The sequence below is a fragment of the Sporosarcina sp. P20a genome (genome assembly GCF_002743175.1).
GTDB lineage: Bacteria > Bacillota > Bacilli > Bacillales_A > Planococcaceae > Sporosarcina.
Map to the genome: position 1 here is coordinate 555,787 of NZ_PDYT01000001.1, position 23,040 is coordinate 578,826.

At 43.1% G+C, this 23,040-nt stretch carries 27 protein-coding genes; 23 read left to right on the forward strand and 4 right to left on the reverse strand.

Annotated features, from left to right (window positions below):
- Positions 1 to 9 precede the first annotated feature (9 nt).
- A complete protein-coding gene (locus CSV72_RS02920; protein WP_099677022.1) occupies positions 10 to 693 on the reverse strand; it encodes an MOSC domain-containing protein in 684 nt (227 codons plus the stop codon).
- Positions 694 to 1,033: 340 nt separating this feature from the next.
- Here CSV72_RS02920 and CSV72_RS02925 point away from each other — a divergent pair, with 340 nt between their 5' ends.
- From CSV72_RS02925 to CSV72_RS02935, 3 genes are all read left to right on the forward strand, one after another.
- Positions 1,034 to 1,483: a hypothetical protein gene (locus CSV72_RS02925; RefSeq protein ID WP_158232132.1), complete on the forward strand. Its 450-nt coding sequence runs from the start codon at positions 1,034 to 1,036 to the stop codon at positions 1,481 to 1,483.
- A 62-nt stretch (positions 1,484 to 1,545) separates the two neighbouring features.
- On the forward strand, positions 1,546 to 1,920 hold the full coding sequence (locus tag CSV72_RS02930; RefSeq protein WP_158232133.1) for a hypothetical protein: 375 nt from the start codon (positions 1,546 to 1,548) through the stop codon (positions 1,918 to 1,920).
- A gap of 260 nt (positions 1,921 to 2,180) precedes the next feature.
- A complete protein-coding gene (locus CSV72_RS02935) occupies positions 2,181 to 2,732 on the forward strand; it encodes a hypothetical protein (RefSeq protein WP_099677025.1) in 552 nt (183 codons plus the stop codon).
- A gap of 118 nt (positions 2,733 to 2,850) precedes the next feature.
- On the opposite strand, the gene CSV72_RS16530 is transcribed toward CSV72_RS02935, so the two are convergent.
- Positions 2,851 to 2,997 (reverse strand): SDR family oxidoreductase, encoded by a 147-nt coding sequence (locus CSV72_RS16530; protein WP_143561143.1) that lies wholly within the window; start codon positions 2,995 to 2,997, stop codon positions 2,851 to 2,853.
- Between the two features lie 315 nt (positions 2,998 to 3,312).
- Between CSV72_RS16530 and CSV72_RS02940 the strand changes: the two genes are divergently transcribed.
- The 6 genes from CSV72_RS02940 (at position 3,313) to CSV72_RS02965 (ending at position 10,691) form a co-directional block, all read left to right on the forward strand.
- Positions 3,313 to 4,683, forward strand: a complete 1,371-nt coding sequence (locus tag CSV72_RS02940) for a PepSY-associated TM helix domain-containing protein (protein ID WP_099677026.1) — start codon at positions 3,313 to 3,315, stop codon at positions 4,681 to 4,683.
- Positions 4,684 to 5,110: 427 nt separating this feature from the next.
- Positions 5,111 to 5,944, forward strand: coding sequence for a squalene/phytoene synthase family protein (locus CSV72_RS02945; RefSeq protein ID WP_099661362.1), 834 nt, complete (start codon positions 5,111 to 5,113; stop codon positions 5,942 to 5,944).
- A gap of 22 nt (positions 5,945 to 5,966) precedes the next feature.
- Positions 5,967 to 7,730 (forward strand): LytS/YhcK type 5TM receptor domain-containing protein, encoded by a 1,764-nt coding sequence (locus CSV72_RS02950; RefSeq protein WP_099677027.1) that lies wholly within the window; start codon positions 5,967 to 5,969, stop codon positions 7,728 to 7,730.
- Positions 7,696 to 8,427, forward strand: coding sequence for a LytR/AlgR family response regulator transcription factor (locus tag CSV72_RS02955; protein WP_099677028.1), 732 nt, complete (start codon positions 7,696 to 7,698; stop codon positions 8,425 to 8,427). The genes CSV72_RS02950 and CSV72_RS02955 overlap by 35 nt, the downstream gene beginning before the upstream one ends.
- A gap of 137 nt (positions 8,428 to 8,564) precedes the next feature.
- On the forward strand, positions 8,565 to 10,019 hold the full coding sequence (locus CSV72_RS02960) for a carbon starvation CstA family protein (protein ID WP_099633478.1): 1,455 nt from the start codon (positions 8,565 to 8,567) through the stop codon (positions 10,017 to 10,019).
- 216 nt (positions 10,020 to 10,235) lie between these two features.
- On the forward strand, positions 10,236 to 10,691 hold the full coding sequence (locus CSV72_RS02965) for a helix-turn-helix transcriptional regulator (protein ID WP_099677029.1): 456 nt from the start codon (positions 10,236 to 10,238) through the stop codon (positions 10,689 to 10,691).
- 52 nt (positions 10,692 to 10,743) lie between these two features.
- On the opposite strand, the gene CSV72_RS02970 is transcribed toward CSV72_RS02965, so the two are convergent.
- Positions 10,744 to 11,523: an NRDE family protein gene (locus CSV72_RS02970; protein ID WP_099677030.1), complete on the reverse strand. Its 780-nt coding sequence runs from the start codon at positions 11,521 to 11,523 to the stop codon at positions 10,744 to 10,746.
- A 219-nt stretch (positions 11,524 to 11,742) separates the two neighbouring features.
- On the opposite strand from CSV72_RS02970, the gene CSV72_RS02975 reads away from it, so the two are divergent.
- The 9 genes from CSV72_RS02975 (at position 11,743) to CSV72_RS03010 (ending at position 19,837) form a co-directional block, all read left to right on the forward strand.
- Positions 11,743 to 12,225, forward strand: coding sequence for a helix-turn-helix transcriptional regulator (locus CSV72_RS02975; protein ID WP_369802864.1), 483 nt, complete (start codon positions 11,743 to 11,745; stop codon positions 12,223 to 12,225).
- Positions 12,209 to 12,484, forward strand: a complete 276-nt coding sequence (locus CSV72_RS17255) for a DUF2087 domain-containing protein (RefSeq protein WP_369802865.1) — start codon at positions 12,209 to 12,211, stop codon at positions 12,482 to 12,484. Before CSV72_RS02975 ends, CSV72_RS17255 begins: the two co-directional genes overlap by 17 nt.
- Before the next feature lie 80 nt (positions 12,485 to 12,564).
- A complete protein-coding gene (locus CSV72_RS02980; protein WP_099677031.1) occupies positions 12,565 to 12,978 on the forward strand; it encodes a pyridoxamine 5'-phosphate oxidase family protein in 414 nt (137 codons plus the stop codon).
- Positions 12,979 to 13,179: 201 nt separating this feature from the next.
- Entirely contained in the window at positions 13,180 to 14,430 is a 1,251-nt protein-coding gene (locus CSV72_RS02985; RefSeq protein WP_099633473.1) for a Y-family DNA polymerase, read from the forward strand.
- A 173-nt stretch (positions 14,431 to 14,603) separates the two neighbouring features.
- Positions 14,604 to 16,364: an ABC transporter ATP-binding protein gene (locus tag CSV72_RS02990; protein WP_099677032.1), complete on the forward strand. Its 1,761-nt coding sequence runs from the start codon at positions 14,604 to 14,606 to the stop codon at positions 16,362 to 16,364.
- Positions 16,357 to 18,129: an ABC transporter ATP-binding protein gene (locus CSV72_RS02995; protein WP_099677033.1), complete on the forward strand. Its 1,773-nt coding sequence runs from the start codon at positions 16,357 to 16,359 to the stop codon at positions 18,127 to 18,129. The genes CSV72_RS02990 and CSV72_RS02995 overlap by 8 nt, the downstream gene beginning before the upstream one ends.
- A 131-nt stretch (positions 18,130 to 18,260) precedes the next feature.
- Complete coding sequence (locus tag CSV72_RS03000; RefSeq protein WP_099633470.1) at positions 18,261 to 18,971, forward strand: cytochrome c biogenesis CcdA family protein; 711 nt, start codon at positions 18,261 to 18,263, stop codon at positions 18,969 to 18,971.
- 31 nt (positions 18,972 to 19,002) lie between these two features.
- Complete coding sequence (locus CSV72_RS03005) at positions 19,003 to 19,332, forward strand: thioredoxin family protein (protein WP_099633469.1); 330 nt, start codon at positions 19,003 to 19,005, stop codon at positions 19,330 to 19,332.
- Entirely contained in the window at positions 19,325 to 19,837 is a 513-nt protein-coding gene (locus CSV72_RS03010) for a CcdC family protein (protein ID WP_099677034.1), read from the forward strand. The genes CSV72_RS03005 and CSV72_RS03010 overlap by 8 nt, the downstream gene beginning before the upstream one ends.
- A gap of 576 nt (positions 19,838 to 20,413) precedes the next feature.
- Here CSV72_RS03010 and CSV72_RS03015 read toward each other — a convergent pair.
- Positions 20,414 to 20,824 carry a DUF2621 domain-containing protein gene (locus tag CSV72_RS03015; protein ID WP_085133516.1) on the reverse strand — a complete coding sequence of 137 codons (411 nt, stop codon included), beginning with the start codon at positions 20,822 to 20,824 and terminating at the stop codon, positions 20,414 to 20,416.
- Between the two features lie 133 nt (positions 20,825 to 20,957).
- Between CSV72_RS03015 and CSV72_RS03020 the strand changes: the two genes are divergently transcribed.
- From CSV72_RS03020 to CSV72_RS03040, 5 genes are all read left to right on the forward strand, one after another.
- Entirely contained in the window at positions 20,958 to 21,179 is a 222-nt protein-coding gene (locus CSV72_RS03020) for a DUF1659 domain-containing protein (RefSeq protein ID WP_099633467.1), read from the forward strand.
- 23 nt (positions 21,180 to 21,202) lie between these two features.
- The gene (locus tag CSV72_RS03025; protein ID WP_099661757.1) at positions 21,203 to 21,421 is read left to right on the forward strand and encodes a DUF2922 domain-containing protein; all 219 of its coding nucleotides are present in this window, start codon (positions 21,203 to 21,205) and stop codon (positions 21,419 to 21,421) included.
- Between the two features lie 75 nt (positions 21,422 to 21,496).
- Positions 21,497 to 21,625 carry a YvrJ family protein gene (locus CSV72_RS03030; protein WP_081657891.1) on the forward strand — a complete coding sequence of 43 codons (129 nt, stop codon included), beginning with the start codon at positions 21,497 to 21,499 and terminating at the stop codon, positions 21,623 to 21,625.
- A 119-nt stretch (positions 21,626 to 21,744) separates the two neighbouring features.
- On the forward strand, positions 21,745 to 22,335 hold the full coding sequence (locus tag CSV72_RS03035; RefSeq protein ID WP_099677035.1) for an SCO family protein: 591 nt from the start codon (positions 21,745 to 21,747) through the stop codon (positions 22,333 to 22,335).
- A 20-nt stretch (positions 22,336 to 22,355) separates the two neighbouring features.
- A complete protein-coding gene (locus CSV72_RS03040) occupies positions 22,356 to 23,039 on the forward strand; it encodes a lytic transglycosylase domain-containing protein (protein ID WP_099677036.1) in 684 nt (227 codons plus the stop codon).
- The last annotated feature ends 1 nt before the right edge of the window (position 23,040 follow it).

A 23,040-nucleotide genomic window follows, 5' to 3' on the forward strand; every position in this document is an offset into this window, starting at 1 on the left:
ATACCCACTTCACTTTTCACCAGAAATCCGTTCGCTAGTATCTACATCCTGACCCGCCACCCGCTTTTCAAACGTCTTGCGCCAGCTCGGAGACAGTTCTTCAACTTCCAGCAACCGACGCACACCTTCCAAGTCCTGTTTATCATGATGCATCAGCCGATTCGCCTCCGATACTGAAATAGCATGTACTTGGCGTGTTAACGGAATTAATGTATCCATAGGCGAAACCAACCCTTCACGCAACACGCGGAAATAAAAGCCTGTAAAACCTGTATCTTGTACAAGAAGCGGTAAATCTTTTCGTTCATAGACAAGCGCCAACTTAAAACAAGGCTGGCGAGGCTGACTCACTTGAACAATCGCTTCACCGAGCTGAAAAGAGTCACCGATACATACGTCTTCTTCCGTCATCCCTGTTAGGGTAAGGTTTTCACCAAACGCACCATACGAAAGCGTTCTCTCTAAGACGCGTTCCCAATGAGAATAATGTTCATGTGGATACACACAAACCGCTTTATGAACACCGCCGTGATGAACGAGATCACCTTGACCGTCACCGGTAAAGTTCATAGAGGATAAAAAGACTGCTTGAGAAATTGGCACTTTAAAAATACCAGTCGAAACAGACTTTTTTCCAAAATCCATTTCTTTTGGTTTCCCTACATTTAATGAAAGAATCTCAACCCAGTTCATGGAATCTACCTCCAGTAGAATCAATATATCGCTTGAGTATAAGTGTATCATTATCACTTGAACTTGGTAAATATTTTTAAGAATCAATATTTCCAAGTGGGTGAAGTCAAAGAGTAATCTAGTAAAAACCATCGATCGAGAGTATCGATACATATATCCTATCGAAACGGTCCGACCTACGTCTCAAAAATGTAAAAGCGTGTCCTCTAGGTAACTTACTAACCTAGAGGACACGCCCTTTTATATGAAACTATATAATTGAAAGGAATCTACTATCATTTACAGACACTACACAAGAGATCAATCAAACGTCAAAACAATTCGTCCGTTAATTTGCCCTTTGACCATTCAACAACATCAAATGGAACTAATGAAAGACGAGTTAAAGGAAGTAGTGACTCAATATAATGAATTGCAACAACGTGACAAAAGGAGATTTATACCTAAGTGGCACGCGCTTCATAATGGACCTCGCAGCATCAACCAGTTAGCAAAGGTAGTGGCGGATGAAAACGATGGAGATCAAGATCTTCTAGCACGTGTATACAGCGTGTTGTCAGTCGATGCCCATAATTATATGGAGTTAAATAGCAACGGCACAATGGATGACTTTTTCACGATCAAACCAGTCAAGTCCATTTATAATCAAAATGAGGACGAGTACAACTTTGCTGAGACTAGAGCACTACTGACGCGCGCCATTATGAAATACACGAAACGGATTAATCCGGAGTATGAGGATCGATTACAAGAATTCGCTATTTATATTAGTCCGTATTTACCTAAATAGTAAGCTGTTTCTTACTCTATCACAGTACTTTAGAATGATGTATGGCTCGCTATTTGCTTCTATTGAGTATCGTAGACCAACGAAAACAACCTATTTATGAAGATATTTACAAAGAACTGGAGGCGATTGCAATGACTGACCAACATTTGCAAAATGCATTTACAAGTTGGAATGAAATGAGTCTGGATTCGGATGGACGACTCGCATATGAAGTGCGCTTAAAACAAGTTCTAGATCAGGAAGCAGCAGTGAATGAGGCGAAGTGGAGAGAAGAGAAGGCTAGGGAGGAAGGGATAGAAAAGGGTAAAACAGGCGAAAAAGAACATATAGCACGTAATCTTCTATTGAAGAAACTAGATGTAGAAATCGTGGCTGAAACAACGGGGTTATCGTTAGAGCGTGTTCAAGTGATGATAGCGGAATTAGAACTGCAATAACACGCGTCAAGATGTAATGTAAATTAAAAGACGTCTACTGTTGACCATTAAAAGGTTGGGAGGACACGTCTTTTAAGTTTGTATAAATGATTTTAAGTAATTTGAAACGTTTCATGAAATCTGCCGTCTGTACATTGAATATCACTAGACATAAAAGGCCGTGTTGCCAAATGATTAAAGTGATAGATATTGTTAATGATGAATAGTCCACTTGCATTATTAAATGAATTGGGTACAATGCCCAGTAGGAGGAGATTGGTTTGAAAAAACTAGTAACACTTATGTTGGTAGCGGGATTGTTAGCTGCGTGCGGGACTGAAGATGTGAAAGAGGAACTTGAAAAAATGCCAGAAGATGTTCAGGTGAACGATGATACGACACCTAATGAAGAAGCACCTGTAGAAGAGGTGGAAGCAGATAATGCCGAAAGTGAATGGGATGAAGTAAAAAATAAAGACAATATCATAGGCAAAAGTAATAAAGATTTTAAGAAAATCACAAAACAAAAGCCAGGTGATGTTAGAAATGATAAGACTGGTAATTGGAGAAAAGTGACTATCGCTGACAACGTTGATATTGAAGAATATGTACTGTCATACAAGGATTTATATATGAAAGATGGCGAGGTTCATTTCATTATAAATTTCAACGATAATACTACAACTGTTATAAATAATCTAAATGGGATCTTATTTGTGGATGTGAAAGAATATGTCAGCAAAGAAGAACACGATGCGGCTATTTTAGGATCAGGAATGGAATTAAAGAATTATATGATTTATCCTGATGGGGATATAGAGGAAGTTAAGTAAACATTTTAGAAAGACATTCGATTGTTCGGATGTCTTTTTTATTAAGAAATGCACAGTTATGAAACATATTTTTAAAAAATAATAAGAGAAAACATAACGTATATGGCGCTATTGGATTCTAATTTAAAATATGTAATTTAAAGTGATGCTCCATCATTTCAGGATTGCGCGCAATCGTAGAAACTTCATACCCCTGCTTCCATAATTCTTTTATAGTTTCAAATCCAAGAAATCCAGTTTCTCTCCATCCAAATACGTTTTTCATCCAACTTCACTCCTTTTAAATAACCTCTTTACTTTCTACCTCTTGTTTTGAAAAGTATTCAAATTAGAAAAAGAATCTGCTTACTATTAATAATGGAGTCCTTGGTACTGAATAGTAGAAAATGAAAAAATGATCTCTAATTCATTCATAGTTCATATCTTCATGGTTTACTTACAAAAGCTTATATGCAATTGATAACGCTTTCGTTCACTTCATTCTTTAAAAATGCCCATAATGTTGGAGATATAGTGATCCAAAACGAGATCGATTGCGTTAGCTATAAAATGATAACTAACTAGATGAGGAGGGGACACAATGAAAAAAGGTACATACAATCGTTTTTGGAGATGGCACTTTTTTGGTGCACTGTTCATGGCTCCACTTCTGATTACACTTACGCTGAGTGGAATTGGGTACTTGTTTTACAATAATGTTGAAAATGTTGCGTACAAGGATCTTTTCTTTGGTACTAGCGAAGAAACGTCCCAACTGACGATTGATGAAGGAATTTCTCTCGTGAAACAGGAGAACGAAGGATTTGAAGTTTCGAAGATTATGATCCTGGATGAGCCGTATAATACGAGGCTGACGTTGAAGTCCGAGTCAGGTGAAGAGAAATACGTATTTTTAGATGACCATAACGAAATAGTCGGCTTCCAAAATCCAAAGTATACGTATGCTAATATTATGAGAAATGTTCATAGTTCACTTTTTGTGGGCGGAACTGTCGTCAATTACTTAGTTGAATTAGCTGCATGCTGGGCAATCTTTTTATTATTTTCCGGACTGTATATGACATTCAAAAGTCGTGCGCTGAAGAAACCGAAGAAATCGACACGACGACTTCAATTTAAACGGATTCATGCGTTAATCGGTACAATCATTACCATTCCCATGATTATTCTTATTTTCACAGGGCTTCCCTGGTCCGCATTCATGGGGAATTTCATCTATACCGCTTCTCAAGAACATCCTTCTATCGGAACGCCGTTGCTACAACAACAGCCACCTACTTCTGATATGAGTGAGATTCCTTGGGCAACTCGTAAAGAAGAAGCCCCTACATCCGATAAGCCAGATCCACACGCGAATCATGGTGGAAATGGGGATATATCAGGAATGGACATGGGCCATAATGGGATTGCTGTTGAAGAATTTATGGAAAAAGTACAGGGCGAAAAGATTTCAACACCGTATTCGATCGTCTATCCATTTTCTGAAGATGGTGTGTTCACGGTATCGAAAGGAAGTAATACAGGTGTAACAGGGTTAGATGTAAATCCTGCTGAAGAAATGACTTCATATTTTGATCAATACAGCGGCGATTTGATCTCCAAAGTTGGGTATGATGAGTATGGAATCTTGGCGAAGTGGTTTACGTGGGGAATTCCTCTGCACGAGGGTCACCTGTTTGGCTTACCGAATAAAATTATCAATTTAATTGTGTGCCTGGCATTTTTATTCCTGATTTTCTACGGATTCAAGATGTGGTTGTCACGCAAGAGAAAAGGAAATATTTCGGCACCGCCTAAGACGACGAGTAAAATTTCGATAGGGTTTGTTGTGCTTATGGTGTTTTTAGGTGTCATCATGCCACTGTTCGGGATTTCATTGTTGGTTGTACTTGCAATTGAAGGGATTTTGTATTTGGTTCGTCGTGGGAGAGATGATACGCGGACTGAGTAATAGTGAAAATAGAAGTAGCTACCTAGAAAGTCAGTACGTTGACTCTAGGTAGCTTTTTTATAGGATTTGTTTCGTCGCAGTCAGAGAACTACTACTTGAACATATACCTTCCCTAAGTAAAAACGTCCATCCAGTGAAGTGGAAGGCGGCGACACAAGGAGGATTAGCCCGATCAGGTGAACCAACTAAAAGGAGCACTGCGACTAGTTGGTTCACCGCGGGGCCTCCCGAACGCGTCCGCCTGGAACGCAGCGAAACGGCGCCACCCCATTCCTCATTCAGCAATCTTAGGCACAAATCGTCACACATCCTACTTGCTTTTCCTCCCCCAACACCTTTCCAGTCGCACCCCGAATACAATCAATGCTATAATAAACCCATTCTATATAATTACAACCTGTGCAAAGATTGATGGAGGGAACCTTATATGAAAACCGAAGCGAAATTACAAAAAGAAGCAATGAAAGTCTTAAAAGAGACAAGCCGTACATTCTACATACCGATTAAATTACTTGAACCAAACGTTCGCGAAGCCGTTGCGTCTGCATACTTGTGTATGCGTGCAATCGATGAAATTGAAGATCATGAACAACTGGACGTGTCGATCGTCATTGACTTACTGAATAAAGTAAGCGATATTCTAGACCGCGGAATCGCAACAGGTGAATCGATGGCGTCTGCACTGGACGAGTTATTCGCACCATACCGTGATCAGTTGCCTGAAGTGACGTTGCGCTTAGCTGACTGGGTAGAGTTCTGTCCGGAAACGGCACGTAATAAAGTACTTGAATCGACTGCGATCATGGGTCGCGGCATGGCGGAGTGGGCAGGTAAGGACTGGGTGATCGAGACGCGTGAAGATCTCGATGACTATACGTATTATGTCGCTGGATTAGTGGGCGTGATGCTTGCGGATATTTGGCGCTGGTATGATGGTACGGAGACGGATCGAGACCTAGCGATTGGTTTTGGTCGCGGGTTGCAGTCTGTTAATATTCTACGTAACTATAAGGAAGACGCGGTGCGTGACGTGAACTTCTTCCCGAACGACTGGAAGCTGCCGGAAATGTTTGCCTATGCAGAAGAGAACTTGGCGTTAGCGGATGCGTACATTGAAGATATCCATACGAAGACGATTTTGAACTTCTGTAATATTCCGTTGGCTTTGGCGCATAGTACACTGGATGCGCTAAAAGAAGGGCGCGAGAAGATGACACGCTTGGAAGTTGTGTCTGTCGTCAACAAAGCGATACAAAAGTAATCTCTGAGAACGGAGGAAAGCGATGCTCGATTTACTGATCATCATGTTCGAACGGGTCGGAATGATTGTGGCGGTCGCTTTCCTTCTGACTCGTTTTCGGTTTTTCCAAAATATGATCCATCAAGATGTATTGGATCGTCGGCAAGAGCTGACGGCGATACTCTTTTTTGGATTGTTCGGGATTTTCGGAACGTATTTTGGTGTGGCACTAGATATGCAGACGTTTCATTTTGAAAATATGTCATGGCAACTCGATACTGATGAGGCAATTGCGAATTCCCGTGTAATCGGGGTTGTTGTTGCAGGTTTGCTCGGTGGCTATCGACTTGGAATCGGTGCTGGACTTATTGCTGGGATTCATCGGATGTCTTTAGGGGGATTCACGGCTATTTCGTGTGGGATTTCCACTATTATTTCTGGTGTTCTTGCAGGTTACTTCTATAAGAAAGGCAAGCACATCAGTCCACTTTTGGCATTTGCGATTGGTGCAGCTGCGGAAGCGTTGCAAATGTTGCTCATTGTCGTTATTGCAGAGCCGTTTGAGAAAGCGTTTGCATTGGTACAAGCGATTGGCTTACCGATGATTTTAGCAAACGGTATTGGGACTGCCTTATTCATGCTGATTGCGTATAATGTCATCAGTGATCAAGATAAAATGACGGCGTTACAAGCGCAAAAAACATTGCGTATTGCGGATCAGACACTGGGTTATTTACGGACAGGCATGCGAAAAGATACGGCCACCGCGGTGTGCGGTATCCTCCTAGACGAGTTGCAACCAGGTGCTGTCGCGATGACGGATAAAACGGATATTCTTGCGTTTGTCGGATCCAAAGGGACGGTTATGGAAGGTTCGATCCAGACGGATTTAACGCGTCAAGTGATTCGAGAAGGTCGGCTCATAGTCACAGACTCTGTCATGCATGAACATCCGAGTGTATCGGCATCAGGGGCTATTGTTATTGCGCCACTTAAAACACGCGGTGAAACGATTGGAACGTTGAAACTATTCTATCCTTCGCGTAAAGCGATTACCGATGTCACGATTGAATTAATTGCGGGACTCGCAGAATTACTCAGCAATCAACTGGAAATTGCCGAGGCAGATCATGCTTATCAACTAGCGAAGGAAGCGGAAATCCAGGCATTGCAAGCGCAAATTAGTCCACATTTCCTGTTTAATTCGATGAATATTATTATTTCATTGATCCGAACGAATCCGGACGAAGCGCGTAAATTGCTGTCATCGCTGTCCTTTTTCTTACGCCAGAATCTCGAAGGCACGACGGCGAAGATGGTTACGTTACAGCAAGAACTTGCACACGTCGAAGCATATTTGATGATCGAAGAAGCGCGTTTTATTGATAAGCTAAAGATTTGTATCGATGTGGATCCGAGCATCCTGCAAGAGAGGATTCCGCCACTGACGTTGCAACCCATCGTGGAAAATGCAATTACGCATGGTATTAAAGAGTTGGACGCGAATGCAAGCGTTCATATTTCGATACATGAACTAGGCGATGATATTCATATTATAGTGGAGGACAACGGCACGGGAATTGTTCCTGAGCGGCTCGCTATGCTCGGACAGGATCAAGTCGAGTCTGAAAAAGGTACTGGGCTTGGCCTGTATAATGTCAATCGACGCTTGAAGATGACGTTTGATGAAAATTCGGGACTGGCAATAGAAAGTACACCGAATGAAGGAACGAAGATTTCATTCCATATTCCGAAATCGGAGGTGAACGGATATGACGGAAACGATTCGCGCATTGGTCGTGGATGATGAAAGGTATGCGCGCGAAGAGATGATTTATTTGCTTGGACAATTTGAACGAGTGAAAGTTGTCGGAGAGGCAGATTCCGGGGAGTCGGCAATTATCAAGGCGATGCAACTACAGCCGGATGTCGTGTTCCTCGATATTGAAATGCCGAAAGTTGATGGCATGGAAGTGGCAAAGACGCTAGGTGCACTGAAAAAAGTACCGTTAATTATCTTCGCCACTGCCTACCCGCAATTCGCGGCACAAGCGTTCCGTGTTCATGCGATGGACTATTTACTGAAGCCGTATGATGAAGAGCAACTGCGGCAGACGATCGAACGTGTAGAACAGTTGCTGCAACGGACTCAATCTGAAACGTTACCGAAACGAATGGATCGATTACCAGTAGAAACAGAAGGTGAAATCCACTATATTCCAATCGGTGATATTCTTTACGTACACCGAGAAGAGAAATGGACGAAGGTCGTGACACCTACGCGCGATTACGAAACGCGTATGACATTAAAAGAACTAGAAAGCAGATTGACACATTCGTCGTTCTTCCGGATTCATAAAAGCATTCTCGTGAACCTCGTGCACGTCAGTAGTTTGACGCCTTGGTTCAATGGAGCCTATCAACTAGAAGTCGATGAGCGGCCGGAGAAACTGGCAGTTAGCCGAAATTATGTCAAAGAATTACGTCAACGCCTTGAAGGATAAAGCATCTCGTAACATGTTAATCTCTCGGAGTGCATCTTACTTCGCGATTCTGACATGTTACGAGATTTTGTCATAGTTCGGACATCTTTCTATTATAGTTGATGTAAGCGTTATCACTATAAGGGAGGGAAAAAGCATTGATTACATTTTTATTTTCTATCGTCTTATTAATAGTCGGATATTTTACGTATGGTAAGTACATCGTCAAAATGTTCGGCGTAAAGGAAGAGCGTGCGACACCAGCGTATACAAGCGCAGATGGAGTCGACTACGTGCCAATGAGCACTAGCAAGAACTCATTGATTCAATTACTAAATATCGCAGGAGTTGGCCCGATTTTCGGCCCGATTATGGGAGCCTTATACGGACCGGTCGCATTTATCTGGATTGTCGTTGGTGCCATTTTCGCAGGTGCTGTACACGATTATCTGACAGGTATGATCTCCATCCGAAACCGCGGAGCCCACTTGCCTGAACTAGCAGGAAAATTCTTAGGTAAAGCGATGAAACATATCGTCAATGCGTTTGCATTATTATTACTCGTCTTGGTCGGTACGGTATTCGTTTCGGCACCCGCAGGACTGCTCTACAACCTAATGAATGGTTGGATGGCAATGGGAATTATCTTAGCACTTATTTTCCTTTATTATATTTTGGCAACACTATTACCGATCGATAAGATCATCGGTCGTTTCTATCCAATCTTCGGTGCACTACTTGTGATCAGTGCAGTCGGTATCGGTGGCATGATGGTGTTCAAAGGTGTTCCAATTCCGGAATTAACATTTGCGAACTTACATCCAGATAATATTCCAATCTTCCCGTTATTATTCTTAACGATCTCATGTGGAGCGCTATCCGGTTTCCATGCAACACAGTCCCCAATTATTTCCCGGACAACGAAGAATGAAAGCCAAGGTCGCAAAATTTTCTACGGTATGATGATTGCAGAAGCTATTATTGCGATGATCTGGGCAGCAGCTGGTATGGCGTTGTTCAACGGAGTGACATTGAGTGAATTGCTTGCAGCTGGCGGACCAGCAGTTATTGTGAGCGAAGTATCCATGACAATGCTTGGTGCTGTCGGAGGAACACTTGCGGTGATCGGTGTCATCATCCTACCCATCACATCAGGCGACACGGCATTCCGTAGTGCCCGCATGATTATCGCGGACTACATTAAGTATCCGCAAGCGAAAATCATGAGTCGTCTATGGATCGCACTTCCGATGTTTGCTATATCAATCGCGTTAACTCAAATAGACTTCAACATTCTATGGCGTTACTTCTCCTGGGCGAATCAGTCGACTGCTGTCATTGCGTTATTCGTAGGTGCGATGTATCTCTTCATTGCCGGTAAGAACTACTGGGTTGCACTCATACCCGGAACGTTCATGCTGATGGCTACGACGACCTATATACTAAACGCAGCCATTGGATTCGGATTACCAATGAATGTCTCTTTAATCGGAGCGACTGTCATCTCAATCTTCCTAGTAGCTTTGTTCTTCAACGCGGCAGTGAAAGCACGAGCTGCACAAATTCCGCTAGAGGAAGATATTACAAACTGGGATTCTACAAGAACGATTTAATACGATCTATTTACTACCTGTTGAACTTCGGTTCAGCAGGTTTTTTCTATGGAGATTTATATAGGGATTCTAGTTGTGATACACTACTTATAGAGAGAAAAGTCATTTTACACGAATGAAGAAAAAACACACAATAAACAACCATTTTACAAGTTAAATAACTTTAGTAACTAATAGTGTAATTATACACTATTAGTGCGAAGGAGGAATAAAGTAGTGAATAAGCAGACGGTTATTGACTTAGTGTCGCCCCGCTTGAAGTTAATTCGAACAGAGATGGACTATACGCAAGATCAAATGGCGGCGATTATAGGTATCTCAAAGAAGACTTTAGTGCAACTGGAGAAAGGTCGCCAGGAAATTGGTTGGGCTACTGCGGTAGTAGTTTGCGCGCTGTTTCGTGAGAGTGCTTTGTTGCGCTCGGTCATGGGAGAAGATCCAATCGAATTAGCTGAAATGGCAGTACATACAGAGATTCACTCGCGGGAAACTGCAGCGAGTGCGTCGATTAATTGGTGGACGGAGATCGGGCAATGGCAGCAATATAAGTTGCAACAACATACCGCAGGTGGGCATTACCGTATTATTGGAGCGGAGAATAAGCGTTTATTCAGTACGGGAGACCGTGAAAAAGCCTTGGCTGAATTCAAAAAATATATGGACATGTTATAACTATTATATGGAAATAATGTATGAAAAACAGAAAAAAACCGGCTGTACTCTTTTAAGAGTGAGTCGGCTTTTCGATGTGGAAAGAGAATTTCTGTGTGATAGCACATATGCCTTTTTCGTATGTGCGCTCTTCGAATTCCACTTGATCTTTACTATCTATTGTCAGTACTGTTGTGCAACGCGTGCCATAGTCTTTTGATGCGATAAATATGGAAGACAGCAAACTCTCAAGATCCTCACCTACACCTGTGTCAGGCAACTGTTCGGTTGGAAACCGTTCCGCTCGTTGCATCATACGGAATAAGACATCGGGATCGATCGTCTCCGTTTGTTCTAAGTACTCTGCCAGTAAGGCTTTCGTTTTATCCACTTTTGGCCAAGGAGTATTTAGAAATGCATTACTCAGTCCGTGTGTGCCGTGAGTTAGCTGTTGGATAGATTGCTCGATGTTCGAGTAGTAATACATCTCCTGAGCTGACCCGGCAAGCACATTGCAACCAGCATAATCCTCTCGGTTCGTATGCAACTGTTCCATGAATATTTGTGCAGACTGCTCTGATTGTAAATAGGAAGAGACGATATGACCGCGTGACAGTGTGCCAGTTTGTGGTAGTGAAAAGTCGCGATAATTCGTCAACGCAGCGACTTTCCCTTGTTTGTTAACGCCGAGCCACGTGCCCATTTGTTCGAGATCACGTCCTGCTAAAATATCCGGATGATCACTCCAGAAGTCGGCTGGCGCCGCTGGACGTCCGTATGCTTCATCACGGTTCGCCATCATAACAAGTTGATACTTCGGATGGCTTTGCAATTGAAATGCCAGTAAACACATAATGTCACCCCGTTTGTGTATGTATGAAAGTAGTGTATCACGTGCAATTTTGTTTGGCGACTGTATGGATAGCGCTCTAAGAAAGACCACAAACAAAATCAAATATTGTTTGTTGCGCTATTGAAGTCATAGAACGTACGGGGTATCATATAATATATTAAGCAAACGAATATACATTTTGTTTGCTGTGACCAAAAATGTACTAGGAGTGTGAGATATATGGAATTTACAGAAACGTTCTGGGATGCTTCATTAACAGAATTAAAGCAAGGCTATATAGAAAGCTCTACATCATATGATTGTTTATTATGTGGTAAACAGATTGAAAAAGGTGTGATTTATCCGTACGAAAATGCGCTGTATGAAGCAGAGCGATTTATGCACGTGCATATCGAACATTCGCATCAATCAGTGTTTGCGTATTTGCTTGAACTTGATAAGAAATGGTCGGGCATTACGGATCATCAAGGTGATTTGTTGCGTTTATTCTATCAAGGAAAAAGCGATAAGGATATACAAGAAGAACTGGAGATCGGCAGTGCGACGACTGTGCGGCATCATCGCTTTGCGCTAAAAGAGAAAGAACGTCAGGCGAAAGTATTTCTTGCGATGATGGAGTTATTGAAGGAACGCGAGTCGTACACACAGGCGTTTATTCCGCCACATAAAGCATCTCAGCTTTTCCATGATGATTATTTATGAGCAGCAAGCGATATTGCGGACGTTTTTCCCTGAAGGAACAGATGGCCAGCTAAAAGAAATGCCGGCGACAGAAAAACAGCGACGGATTATTGTCCAGGAAATTAGTAAACGCTTTGACGGGGACATTTCGTACAGTAAACATGAAATGAATGATCGACTTTCGGCAATCCATGAAGATTTCATTACACTTCGGAATTATTTAACGGAATACGGATATTTTGGTCAAACCCGCAATGGCAGTCAATATTGGCTGAAATGAGTTATCTACACGAAACGTATCAGGTTTAGAAATCGCGGTGGTGGGAAGACTAGGAGTAATCGCGAAAGGAGCGGAAGTAAATGACTGCAAAAGATACAGTGATTAAAATTTTGAACGAGAGTATGACGGGCACGATGGCAACGGTGGACAACAACAAACCGTATAGCCGGTATATGACATTCATGAGTGATGGTTTGACTTTGTATACACCAACGAATAAAAAAACGGAAAAGGTGGATGAGCTCGACGACAATCCTTACACGCATATTCTCCTTGGCTATGAAGGCGAAGGATTCGGTGATGCGTTCGTCGAGTATTCCGGCCGTGTCACGATTTCCGATGACGAAAGCTTGAAAGAGAAAATCTGGAACGATCATATGAAAGCATGGTTTGATGGTCCTGAAGATCCGAACTTGGTTATTTTGAAAATTGAACCAGAAGCGATTCGTTTAATGAATAAATCAGGCCAACCCCCTGAAGATATTTCCCTGTAAATAATTACTATACTATAAAAGTATACCTGAATAGCATATCCCGAAAGTGAGAGGTCACACTCTGATTTTCGGGATATTTTTGTCTAGTTAAAGAATTCACCAAAAATATACGCAAATCCCGCGAATTTCCATTGCTTGAACGCAATAAATGGGGGTATACTACTCATAAGAACACTTGTTCTTATGAGAGGTGAATGCCATATGAAACCATTACCGAATAGAAAAATTGCCTGTCTTGATATGCGTAGCTTCTACGCGAGTTGCGCCGCGGCAATGGAAGGACTCGATGTAATGGAAGTGCCGATTGCGATTGTCGGCAATATCGAAAGAAAAGGCGGAGTCGTACTAGCTGCTTCACCGCCACTAAAAAAACGATTTGGTGTGACGACAGGTATGCGTCTGTATGAGATTCCGGACGATCCAAGCATTCGTTTAATTGAACCGAAAATGCAGTTTTACATCGATGTGTCGATGGAATTGACGAAGTTGTTGAACCGCTATGTGCCAAAAGAAGCGATTCATGTGTACAGTATCGATGAAAGCTTTGTCGATTTTACGGGTACCGAAAAACTGTGGGGTCCTCTTGAGACGTTGATTTTCCGCATTCAGGATGAGTTGTACCGGCAATTCGAGTTGCGTTCGGCGTGTGGAGTTGGGCCGAATATGTTGCTATCGAAACTTGCGCTAGATCTTGAAGCGAAGAAAACGGGAATCGCGCACTGGACGTATGAGGATGTGCCGGCGAAGTTATGGCCTGTTGCCCCGCTTCATAAAATGTGGGGGATTGGCAAGCGAGTGGAACGAACGCTTGAAGATATGGGCATTTATTCGGTCGGTGATCTCGCGCACACGCCACTTGAAAATTTGGAGAAGAAGTTCGGTGTGATGGGCAATCAACTGTATTATCATGCGCACGGTATCGATTATTCCGACCTCGGCTCGGTATTGATCGAGGGGCAAGTGAGTTACGGCAAAGGTCAGACGTTGTTGCGCGATTATACGACGACTGACGAAGTGTTGGCCGTGTTGCTTGAGATGTGTGAGGATACAGCGATGCGCGCGCGGCTTGCCAAAAAGAAAGGGCGCACGATTACGTTATCGTTCGGTTATTCAAAGCACGCGCTAGGTGGCGGTTTCAATCGTCAAAAAACGTTGCCGGAAGCGACGAATGAAACGATGGCGATTTATCGCGTTTGCCTAGAGCTGTTTGAAACGTTCCATGACGGGCGTCCCGTGCGCCATATTTCCGTCAACTTGTCGAATCTCGAAGAACATGACAGTTTTCAACTTAGTTTATTTGAACCAATGAACTGGAAGCAACAGAAAATTGGTCAGGTAATGGATGAAATTCGTGTGAAGTATGGATCCGCTGCGATTCTTCGCGCGGTTTCCGTTACGCCAGGCGGTACGGCGTATAGAAGGAATCAATTAATCGGTGGCCATTATAAATAAAATTAAGTCGAATCAGGTCGTATGATCTCGCTAGTATAGAGAGGATTTATTTCAAATACTGAAATATCCCAGTTCCGTAACTTTCGATATGCTAGAAGTTTTGCTAAACTCAAATAGCAAGCACTATAAAAAACACTGCAAGAGAAGTGATGCAGAACAAAGGAGGAAAGCCAGTGAAAGTATTACTGGATTTACGCTGGTTTTTTTCTGAAAGAAAAAAACAATACAGCATAGGGATCACGGCCCTGATGATTGTCGCGTTACTGCAACTGGCCCCGCCGAAAATTATCGGTTTTATTGTCGATGCGGTCGCGAAAGATGAATTGACCGCGGAGATGCTAACACGCTGGATGATTATTCTAGTAGTGGCAGGAGTCTTGATGTATGTCTTGCGCTATATTTGGCGCGTGATGATTTTTGGCTCATCAGTATACCTCGCACGTGTCATGAGAGAACGTCTGTTTACGCATTTCACACGCATGTCACCTTCATTTTATCAGCGACGACGTGTCGGAGATTTAATGGCACATGCAACGAATGATATCAATGCGGTGCAACAAACGGCGGGATCAGGAATTCTGACACTTTTCGATTCGATTTCGACAGGTGGTTTCGTCATCTTGATGATGGCGTTTTCGATTAGTTGGAAATTAACACTGATCGCTCTTGTGCCGATTCCGGTGATGATTATCCTGACGAGTTATTATGGACGATTATTACGTAGTCGATTCCGCGTAGCGCAGGAAGCATTTTCCGATTTGAACGATAAAGCGCAAGAGAGTATTTCAGGCATCAAAGTGCTGAAGACGTTTGGTCAGCAAAAAGAAGATGTCGAATCATTCACGAAACGCTCCGAACAAGTCGTTAAGGAGAATATGCGCGTAGCGAAAGTGGATGCGTTGTTCGATCCGACGATTGCAGGGATTTTTGCGATCTCATATGTCCTATCCTTTTATTTCGGTACACGCTTCATTTTATCAGGTGAGTTGTCGATCGGAGATTTGGTCGCGTTCACTTCCTATTTAGGACTGTTAACATGGCCGATGTTGGCAATTGGTTTCCTATTCAATATTGTGGAACGAGGAAATGCGTCGTACAGCCGAATTCAAGATTTACTTTCGGTTGAGCAAGGCATTCAAGATCGTCCAAATGCGGTGAGCCAATTACCGCAAGGAGATATTGTCTTCGATATCGATACGTTCAAGTTCCCAGACGATAAGCGGGCGTCATTACGTAATTTGCACTTTACGATCAAGCAAGGTGAAACACTTGGCGTCATCGGAAAGACTGGTTCAGGGAAGACCGCGATTCTCAAGTTATTAATGCGAGAGTTTGAAGGGTATACGGGAACGATTACGTATGGTGGCATTCCGATTACACGGTATAAGAAGGAATGTTTGCGCCAGGCAATCGGTTATGTGCCGCAAGACCATTTCTTATTCTCGACGACACTCGGTGAAAATATTGCCTTTACAAACCCGGAAATTGATCCGCAGAAAATTGTGGCGGCTGCAAAATCCGCACATATTCACGAGGATATTCTGACCTTTGAAGAAGGCTATGAAACGATGGTCGGAGAACGTGGTGTATCGTTATCCGGTGGACAGCGTCAGCGTGTGTCGATTGCACGTGCGTTGCTTATGGATCCCGAGCTATTGTTGCTGGATGATTCATTATCCGCAGTAGATGCCCGGACGGAAGAAGCGATTCTTCGTTCATTGAAAGAAGAAAGAACGGGTAAGACGACCATCATTACGTCGCACCGCTTAAGTGCTATTCAGCACGCTCATCAGATTATTGTTCTCGATGAAGGTGAAGTCGTTGAAATTGGCGACCATGATAGCTTAATTGCACAAAATGGCGTGTATAAAGAAATGTACGATCTGCAACAGTTAGAGTCGATCGTAGAGCAAGGAGGCGGCGCAGATGAATAACAAACAGAAGATGTCCGCCAGGGATCAGTTCAAAACATTCATGCGGCTAGCGAAATACGTCTTGCCAATGAAGAAAAGTGCACTGATTGCGACTCTATTATTGCTGTTGACGGTAACATCGACGATTCTTGGACCTTTAGTGATCCAGCGATTCCTCGATGACTACGTTGTACCACTAGATTTCCCAGCGAAAGAAGTATGGATCATTGCACTCGTTTACATCGGATTACAACTCGTCAATATTGTCGGGTCGTATTTCCAGACACTGCGATTTCAAGAGCTCGCACTCGCGATCATCCAGCAAATCCGGATCGATGCATTCTCGAAAGTCCAGAAGCTTGGACTACGATATTTCGATCAAACACCTGCTGGCGGAATCGTTTCACGTGTAACGAATGATACCGAATCAATCAAAGAAATGTTCGTCAGTGTGGCGGTTACATTCATGCAGGCGATCTTCGGAATTGTTGGTGTCTATATTGCGCTCTTTACGCTAGACGGAAAACTCGCGCTCTATACACTGATTCTGTTGCCGCTATTCCTAATTCTCGTATCGGTCTACCGCTATTACAGCGCGGATTTCTATCAAGATATCCGAGAACGGCTTAGTCAGCTGAATGCGAAAATCTCCGAGTCATTATCCGGTATGGACATGATTCAGGCCTTTCGCCAGGAGAAGCGCTTGTCTGACGAGTTCATTGAAGTCAATGAAGGACATTACCGCGTCGGACTGCGAAATATTCGTTTTGACAGTTTGATGCTTGGGCCATTCATCGATTTGATGTATGCCTTATCCATCGTTGCGGTACTTAGTTATTTTGGAACGGCATCTCTTACATCAGTCGTTGATGTCGGGATTATCTATGCGTTTACTACGTTACTAAGACGTCTATTCCAGCCGATCAATCAAGTGATGCAACGCTTGTCGATGTTCCAACAAGCAATCGTATCTGCGTCACGAGTATTCGCGCTGATCGATAATCCGGAAATTGAACCGGAACAAAAAGCAGCATCTACACAAGAGATACAAGAAGGTACGATCGAATTCCGTAATGTGACGTTCAGTTACGACGGCAAAAATGATGTACTGAAAGATATTTCCTTTACCGCGAATGCAGGCGAAACGGTTGCACTTGTCGGTCATACAGGAAGTGGAAAAAGTTCGATTATCAATCTATTTATGCGTTTCTATGAATACGAGCGCGGCGACATCTTCATTGACGGAGTATCGCTAAAAGAGTATCCAATAGAAGAATTGCGGAAGAAAGTAGGACTTGTCTTGCAAGATCCGTTCATGTTTTACGGTGATGTTGCAAGCAATATCCGTCTGCATAACGAAGAGTTGACAGATGAAGATGTGCGAGAAGCCGCAGAGTTCGTTCAAGCCAATCACTTTATTGAAGAGTTGCCGAACGGTTATGAACAAAAAGTGACGGAACGTGGTTCGACATTATCAAGTGGACAGCGTCAATTAATCGCGTTCGCACGGACGATTGCGATGAACCCGAAAGTTCTTGTGCTCGACGAAGCAACAGCGAATATTGATACGGAAACGGAAGTTGCGATCCAAAAAAGTTTAGAGAAGATGCGCGAAGGCCGTACGACGATTGCGATCGCACACCGTCTAAGTACAATCGCTGATGCAGAATTAATTCTCGTACTCCACCACGGAGAAATCGTCGAACGTGGGACACACGCAGAGTTGCTAGCGCAAAAGGGCTTGTACTACACGATGTATGAATTGCAGAACGGTACACAAGAGTAAAGTTTATGTGATTGTCAAAAAGATTTCACAATCAAATGAAGCGTAATCTAGCCTCTTGTTTGGTACGATAGAGTGGGAATGTTGGCGCTTGCCGGCATTCTACTTGTCCTACTGTTAAAGGAGGAATTTTGTTGGGGACGGATGTTAATATTTTCTTTGCGTTTGGAGCAGGTTTCCTGAGTTTTATTTCTCCATGCGTACTGCCACTATACCCGGCCTTTATATCGTATATCACCGGCATGTCACTGGATGAACTCGGAGATAAGAAAAAAGGAATGAACCGTGCAGGTATGTTGCACACACTGTTCTTCTTACTTGGATTCTCGATTGTATTCATTATTTTAGGATTCAGTACGTCCTTTATCGGGTCCATCTTCTTGCAATATCAAGATTTGATTCGTCAGCTAGGTGCCATTTTCATCATCATCTTCGGACTGATGACGATTGGATTATTTAAACCAGAATTTCTAATGCAAGAGAAAAAGCTGCAATTTAAAAATCGTCCCGCGGGTTACTTTGGTACGGCGCTGATTGGTCTAGCGTTTTCCGCTGGATGGCAGCCATGTATGGGACCGATCATCGGTGCCATCATTTATCTCGCTGCGACGAACCCGGCATCTAGTATGTTGTATATGATGCTCTATGTACTAGGTTTCGCGATTCCATTCTTCTTCTTGTCATTCTTCATTACAAGAATTGGCTGGATCCGCAAACACAGTATGAAGATTACGAAAGTAGGCGGCTACTTGATGATCGTGTTTGGTATTATACTGTTCTTTAACGGAATGGTCTATTTCACAAGTTGGCTTAGCCCGATTTTTGGCGACTTCCAAGGCTTTTAATGTAAGCTGGTAAGCAGAAAAGAGGTGTATGATGAAAGAAATTACTTCTTTTGACGAGTGGCAGCATGTATTGAATGAGACGCCGCAGTTTCTGTTGTTCGTGAAGACGAATAACTGCTCCGTTTGCGAAGGACTTTATCCGCAGGTGGCGGCACTCGAAGGCGATTATCCGTTTGATTTCTACCGCGTGAACGCAGCGGAAGTTCCGGAAATGGCTGGACAATTGTCTCTCTTTACAGCACCGGTTGTCTTATTATTTAACGAACAGAAAGAGTTGACGCGTTTCGCACGGATTGTTCCAATGAATGATCTGAAGAAACGCCTAGATGAGTTGGTGCAGTGGGGGAACGCAGATGCATAAGATACAAGAACTGATAGATTATGTCTTCACAAGTATTCCTTCCATTTACTTAATCATCGGTTCGACGGTAATTTTCGTCGTGATGACGACAATCGTCTACACGATGCGAGCGAAGGCGTCGAATAAGCCAATTCTGGCGAAAAAGATCATCTTACCGCCATTGTTCATGTCGACGGGGATGTTGATGTTCTTATTCGACGAGTTCCGTGTACCATGGACGCAAGTACTCGAGGCGAGTCTTGTGGGGATCATATTTTCTGCGTTTTTAATTTATACGACAACGTTCGAGATTAAGAACGACAGGATTTATATGAAGAAGACGAAGGCGTTTCTGGTCATCTTGCTCGGCTTGCTAATAATTCGCATGGTCGGCAAAATCGTCCTCAGTAACACCATCGACATCGGCGAGCTCGGCGGCATGTTCTTCATCCTCGCGTTCTCGATGATCTTGCCGTGGCGAATCGGTATGTTGATGAAGTATAAGAAGCTTGAGAAGAGTATGTAGGAAAGAAGTCGTCCTTGTGACGGCTTCTTTTTTATGCATGGAATGAAGGGGGAAGGCAGGGGCTAGGGGTAGGGATTTGCGCTCTAGGCGGACGCGTTCTGGAGGGGCCGCCTTCAAGTGCAAAGATATGCTCCTAACCCCCCACTTTTACTCGCAAAAGCCGTTCTTCGTGACGGCTCTCGCTCCAATCCCTGCAATGTAAGTGGAAGATACTTTTTATTGCGCATTAAAGTAAGTGTTGAAATCCATTTTGAACTTCAGTACTTGAATTTAAATAAGTTTAGACACAACAATAATTTACACACTGACTTCAGTTAGCGATCTAAGTGCTAACACTATTAACGTAGGATGGAAGCGGAAGCTGGTGGCGACTCCCGGAGGATCAGCGTGCGCCTTGAGACCCTGCACGTAGCGAAGCGGCTCAAGCCACGCCCTCGGGAAAGCGTCCGCCAGCTGGAGCTTCCATCCCATGACGTATCCCCCTAACTCACTGAACTTATGAACTTGAACTAAATACTCAAAATCACACAAAAACAGGACGTCCCATCAATAGGGACATCCTGTTATTTTTCGTATTCACGTAAATAAATGCTCATACGGCTGAATATCAATTTCCATCTGCTTGAGCTTCTTGCGCAAGAAGTTATGGTCGCGCTTCGGTGTAGCAAGAATATAGCCCTTGATAATATGATCAAATTCAATAGTTTTGGCACGGTCTTCTAACGCAATCTCACCGATCTTGGCACCGATCTTCTGCTTTGCCACATCGCGGAACAACTCCGGCACAGGCGTAACGAGTTCGTTGAGCATACTCTTCGCCTCATCATTCCATAAATGCAATGACTCATTGACGTAATGCTCTTCCCAATCCAGCGTCGATTTTCCGTCTTCTTTCGGCAATACCTTCAGGAACTTCCGGAACATAAAGAATCCACCGATAGCGAATAAGCCGATCATCACAATACCCCAAAATATAATAAACCACATAAATAGGTCTGGCACGGTTTTTTCACCTCTTCCATTCTATCCTTCATTATAAAAGCAATTGAGAAATATTTCACTAACAAAGTATCCTTTTCGAGATTTCTGTCTATATAGCGGATGAAAGGAGGTGATACACATGGCAGCAGCACTAGAATTCAGTCAGGCTACGGCGAAGATCCACTTTAATGCAGGCGTAAACGAAAAAGGTCACTTCATTCGTAAGATTAAAACGTACAAATTCATCAATGATGACGCAACACCGGCAAATATGTACACTGCTTTGACACAACTCGCTTCATTATCAAGCTACCCATTAATTCAGCTCGAGAAAGTCGTAACAGAAGATCTTCATAACTAAAACCGTACAGGAGGAGAGCGCATATGGCAAAAGTATTGGAACTAACATTTTTAACCGCAGCGAATAAGCCGGTGAAATTAACGGTAGATGAGCCGCACGAAGACCTAACGGAAGGGCAAGTCGAAACCGTGATGCAGCAAGTGATCGCAAGCAATATCTTCCTCATCGAAGAATCTCCACTCGCTACGATCAAAAGCGCACGAATCGTTGCACGTGATACACAAAACATCGTCAGTCGATAAGTTGCGGCCGGTTTTCAGTCATGTACTGGAAGCCGGCTTTTTTATTCAATGAAAACGAGAGAGGAGGAGTGAACAATGGAGGACTGGCTACAGCTTATACAAGATGTCGGATTCCCGATTTTCGTATCGTTTTATCTACTACATCGTTTGGAAGTGAAGTTAGAAGCGATTCATGGCGTTCTCTCGGATATCAAAAACAGATGACTTCATAGGAACTTCATGAATCCGACAAGATTTAGCCAAAATGCGGGACGCCTTCACCTTGTATGCGTTGTGAACTTTCGTTATGATAAAGTGACTATTAAAAGGTGGAGGAATCGAAAATGTATAAAAAGCTTTTGGTACCGTTGACACTTATATTTGTGCTGATGTTGAGTGCGTGTGGTGGCGGTTTTAAACCGGACCATAAATATAAAGTGGATTCATTTGAATTTACCAACCAAAACAATGAAACTGTAACCGACGAAGATCTAAAAGGCTCTGTCTGGCTGGCGCAGTTCGTATTCACGAAATGCACAACAGTTTGTCCGCCGATGATGAGCAATATGGTTACGTTGCAGGAAGAATTAATTGACAATAAGATCGAGGATTATAACATCGTGTCATTCAGTGTAGACCCAGATGTGGATACACCGGAAGAGTTGGCGAAATATCTTGACTTGTTCAGCGCACCGGATGAAAGTAAATGGCAGATGCTGACAGGATACGATATGAAGACGATTGAAAAAATAGCCGCTTCATCGTTTAAACAATTGGTGAAGCAAATTCCTAACGATGATCAAGTCCTTCATGGCGTTTCATTCGGCTTGGTGAATCAGAACAATGAAGTGGTAAAATTATACGGTGGGAATGAAGACGTGCAATATGATACAATCGTAAAAGACATAAAAGCACTCATCAAAGAAGGTAAGTAATCAACAGAAGGGGTGAGGCAATGAAGAAATTAAAGAAAAAGAGACTGAGTCGATCGGGACGAGTTATGGTCGCTTTTTTGGTTTTATTAGTACCTGTTGCTGTCACACTCTTTACGATTTCCGCCATTCTTTGGGTGAATTTCGGAAAACACGACACCATCACAGAAACTGCTACGGCATTATTTCATATACAAGACCGTAAAACTGGAGAAGCCGTCCCACAGGAATTTATTCCAATCTATATCGAAGCAGCAAAAGAATACAATATTCCTTGGACATTGCTTGCAGCGCATCACCGCATTGAGACCAGGTTCTCTACAATGAAAACCGACGTCTCGCCTGTTGGAGCGGAAGGACCGATGCAGTTCATGCCATGTACCTTCGTCGGCTGGGATTATCCTGGTTGTAAAGAGTTAGGCAAGGGAGAAATTCCTGAACGCGACAAGATCGATCCTGCTGTCATCGAGCAATACGGCGGCTACGGTGTCGATGCAAATGGTGACGGAATAGCGGATCCATTTGATATGGAAGACGCCATCTTCAGCGCTGCGCACTATCTATCGGATAGTGGTGCAGCGGACGGAGATATACAGAAGGCTGTTTTCACTTATAATCACAGCGATCAGTATGTAGAGGATGTTTTGTGGTACTATAATGAATTCGAAGAGCAACGCATCGCATCAGAGAAGCAAGTGAAGAAATAAA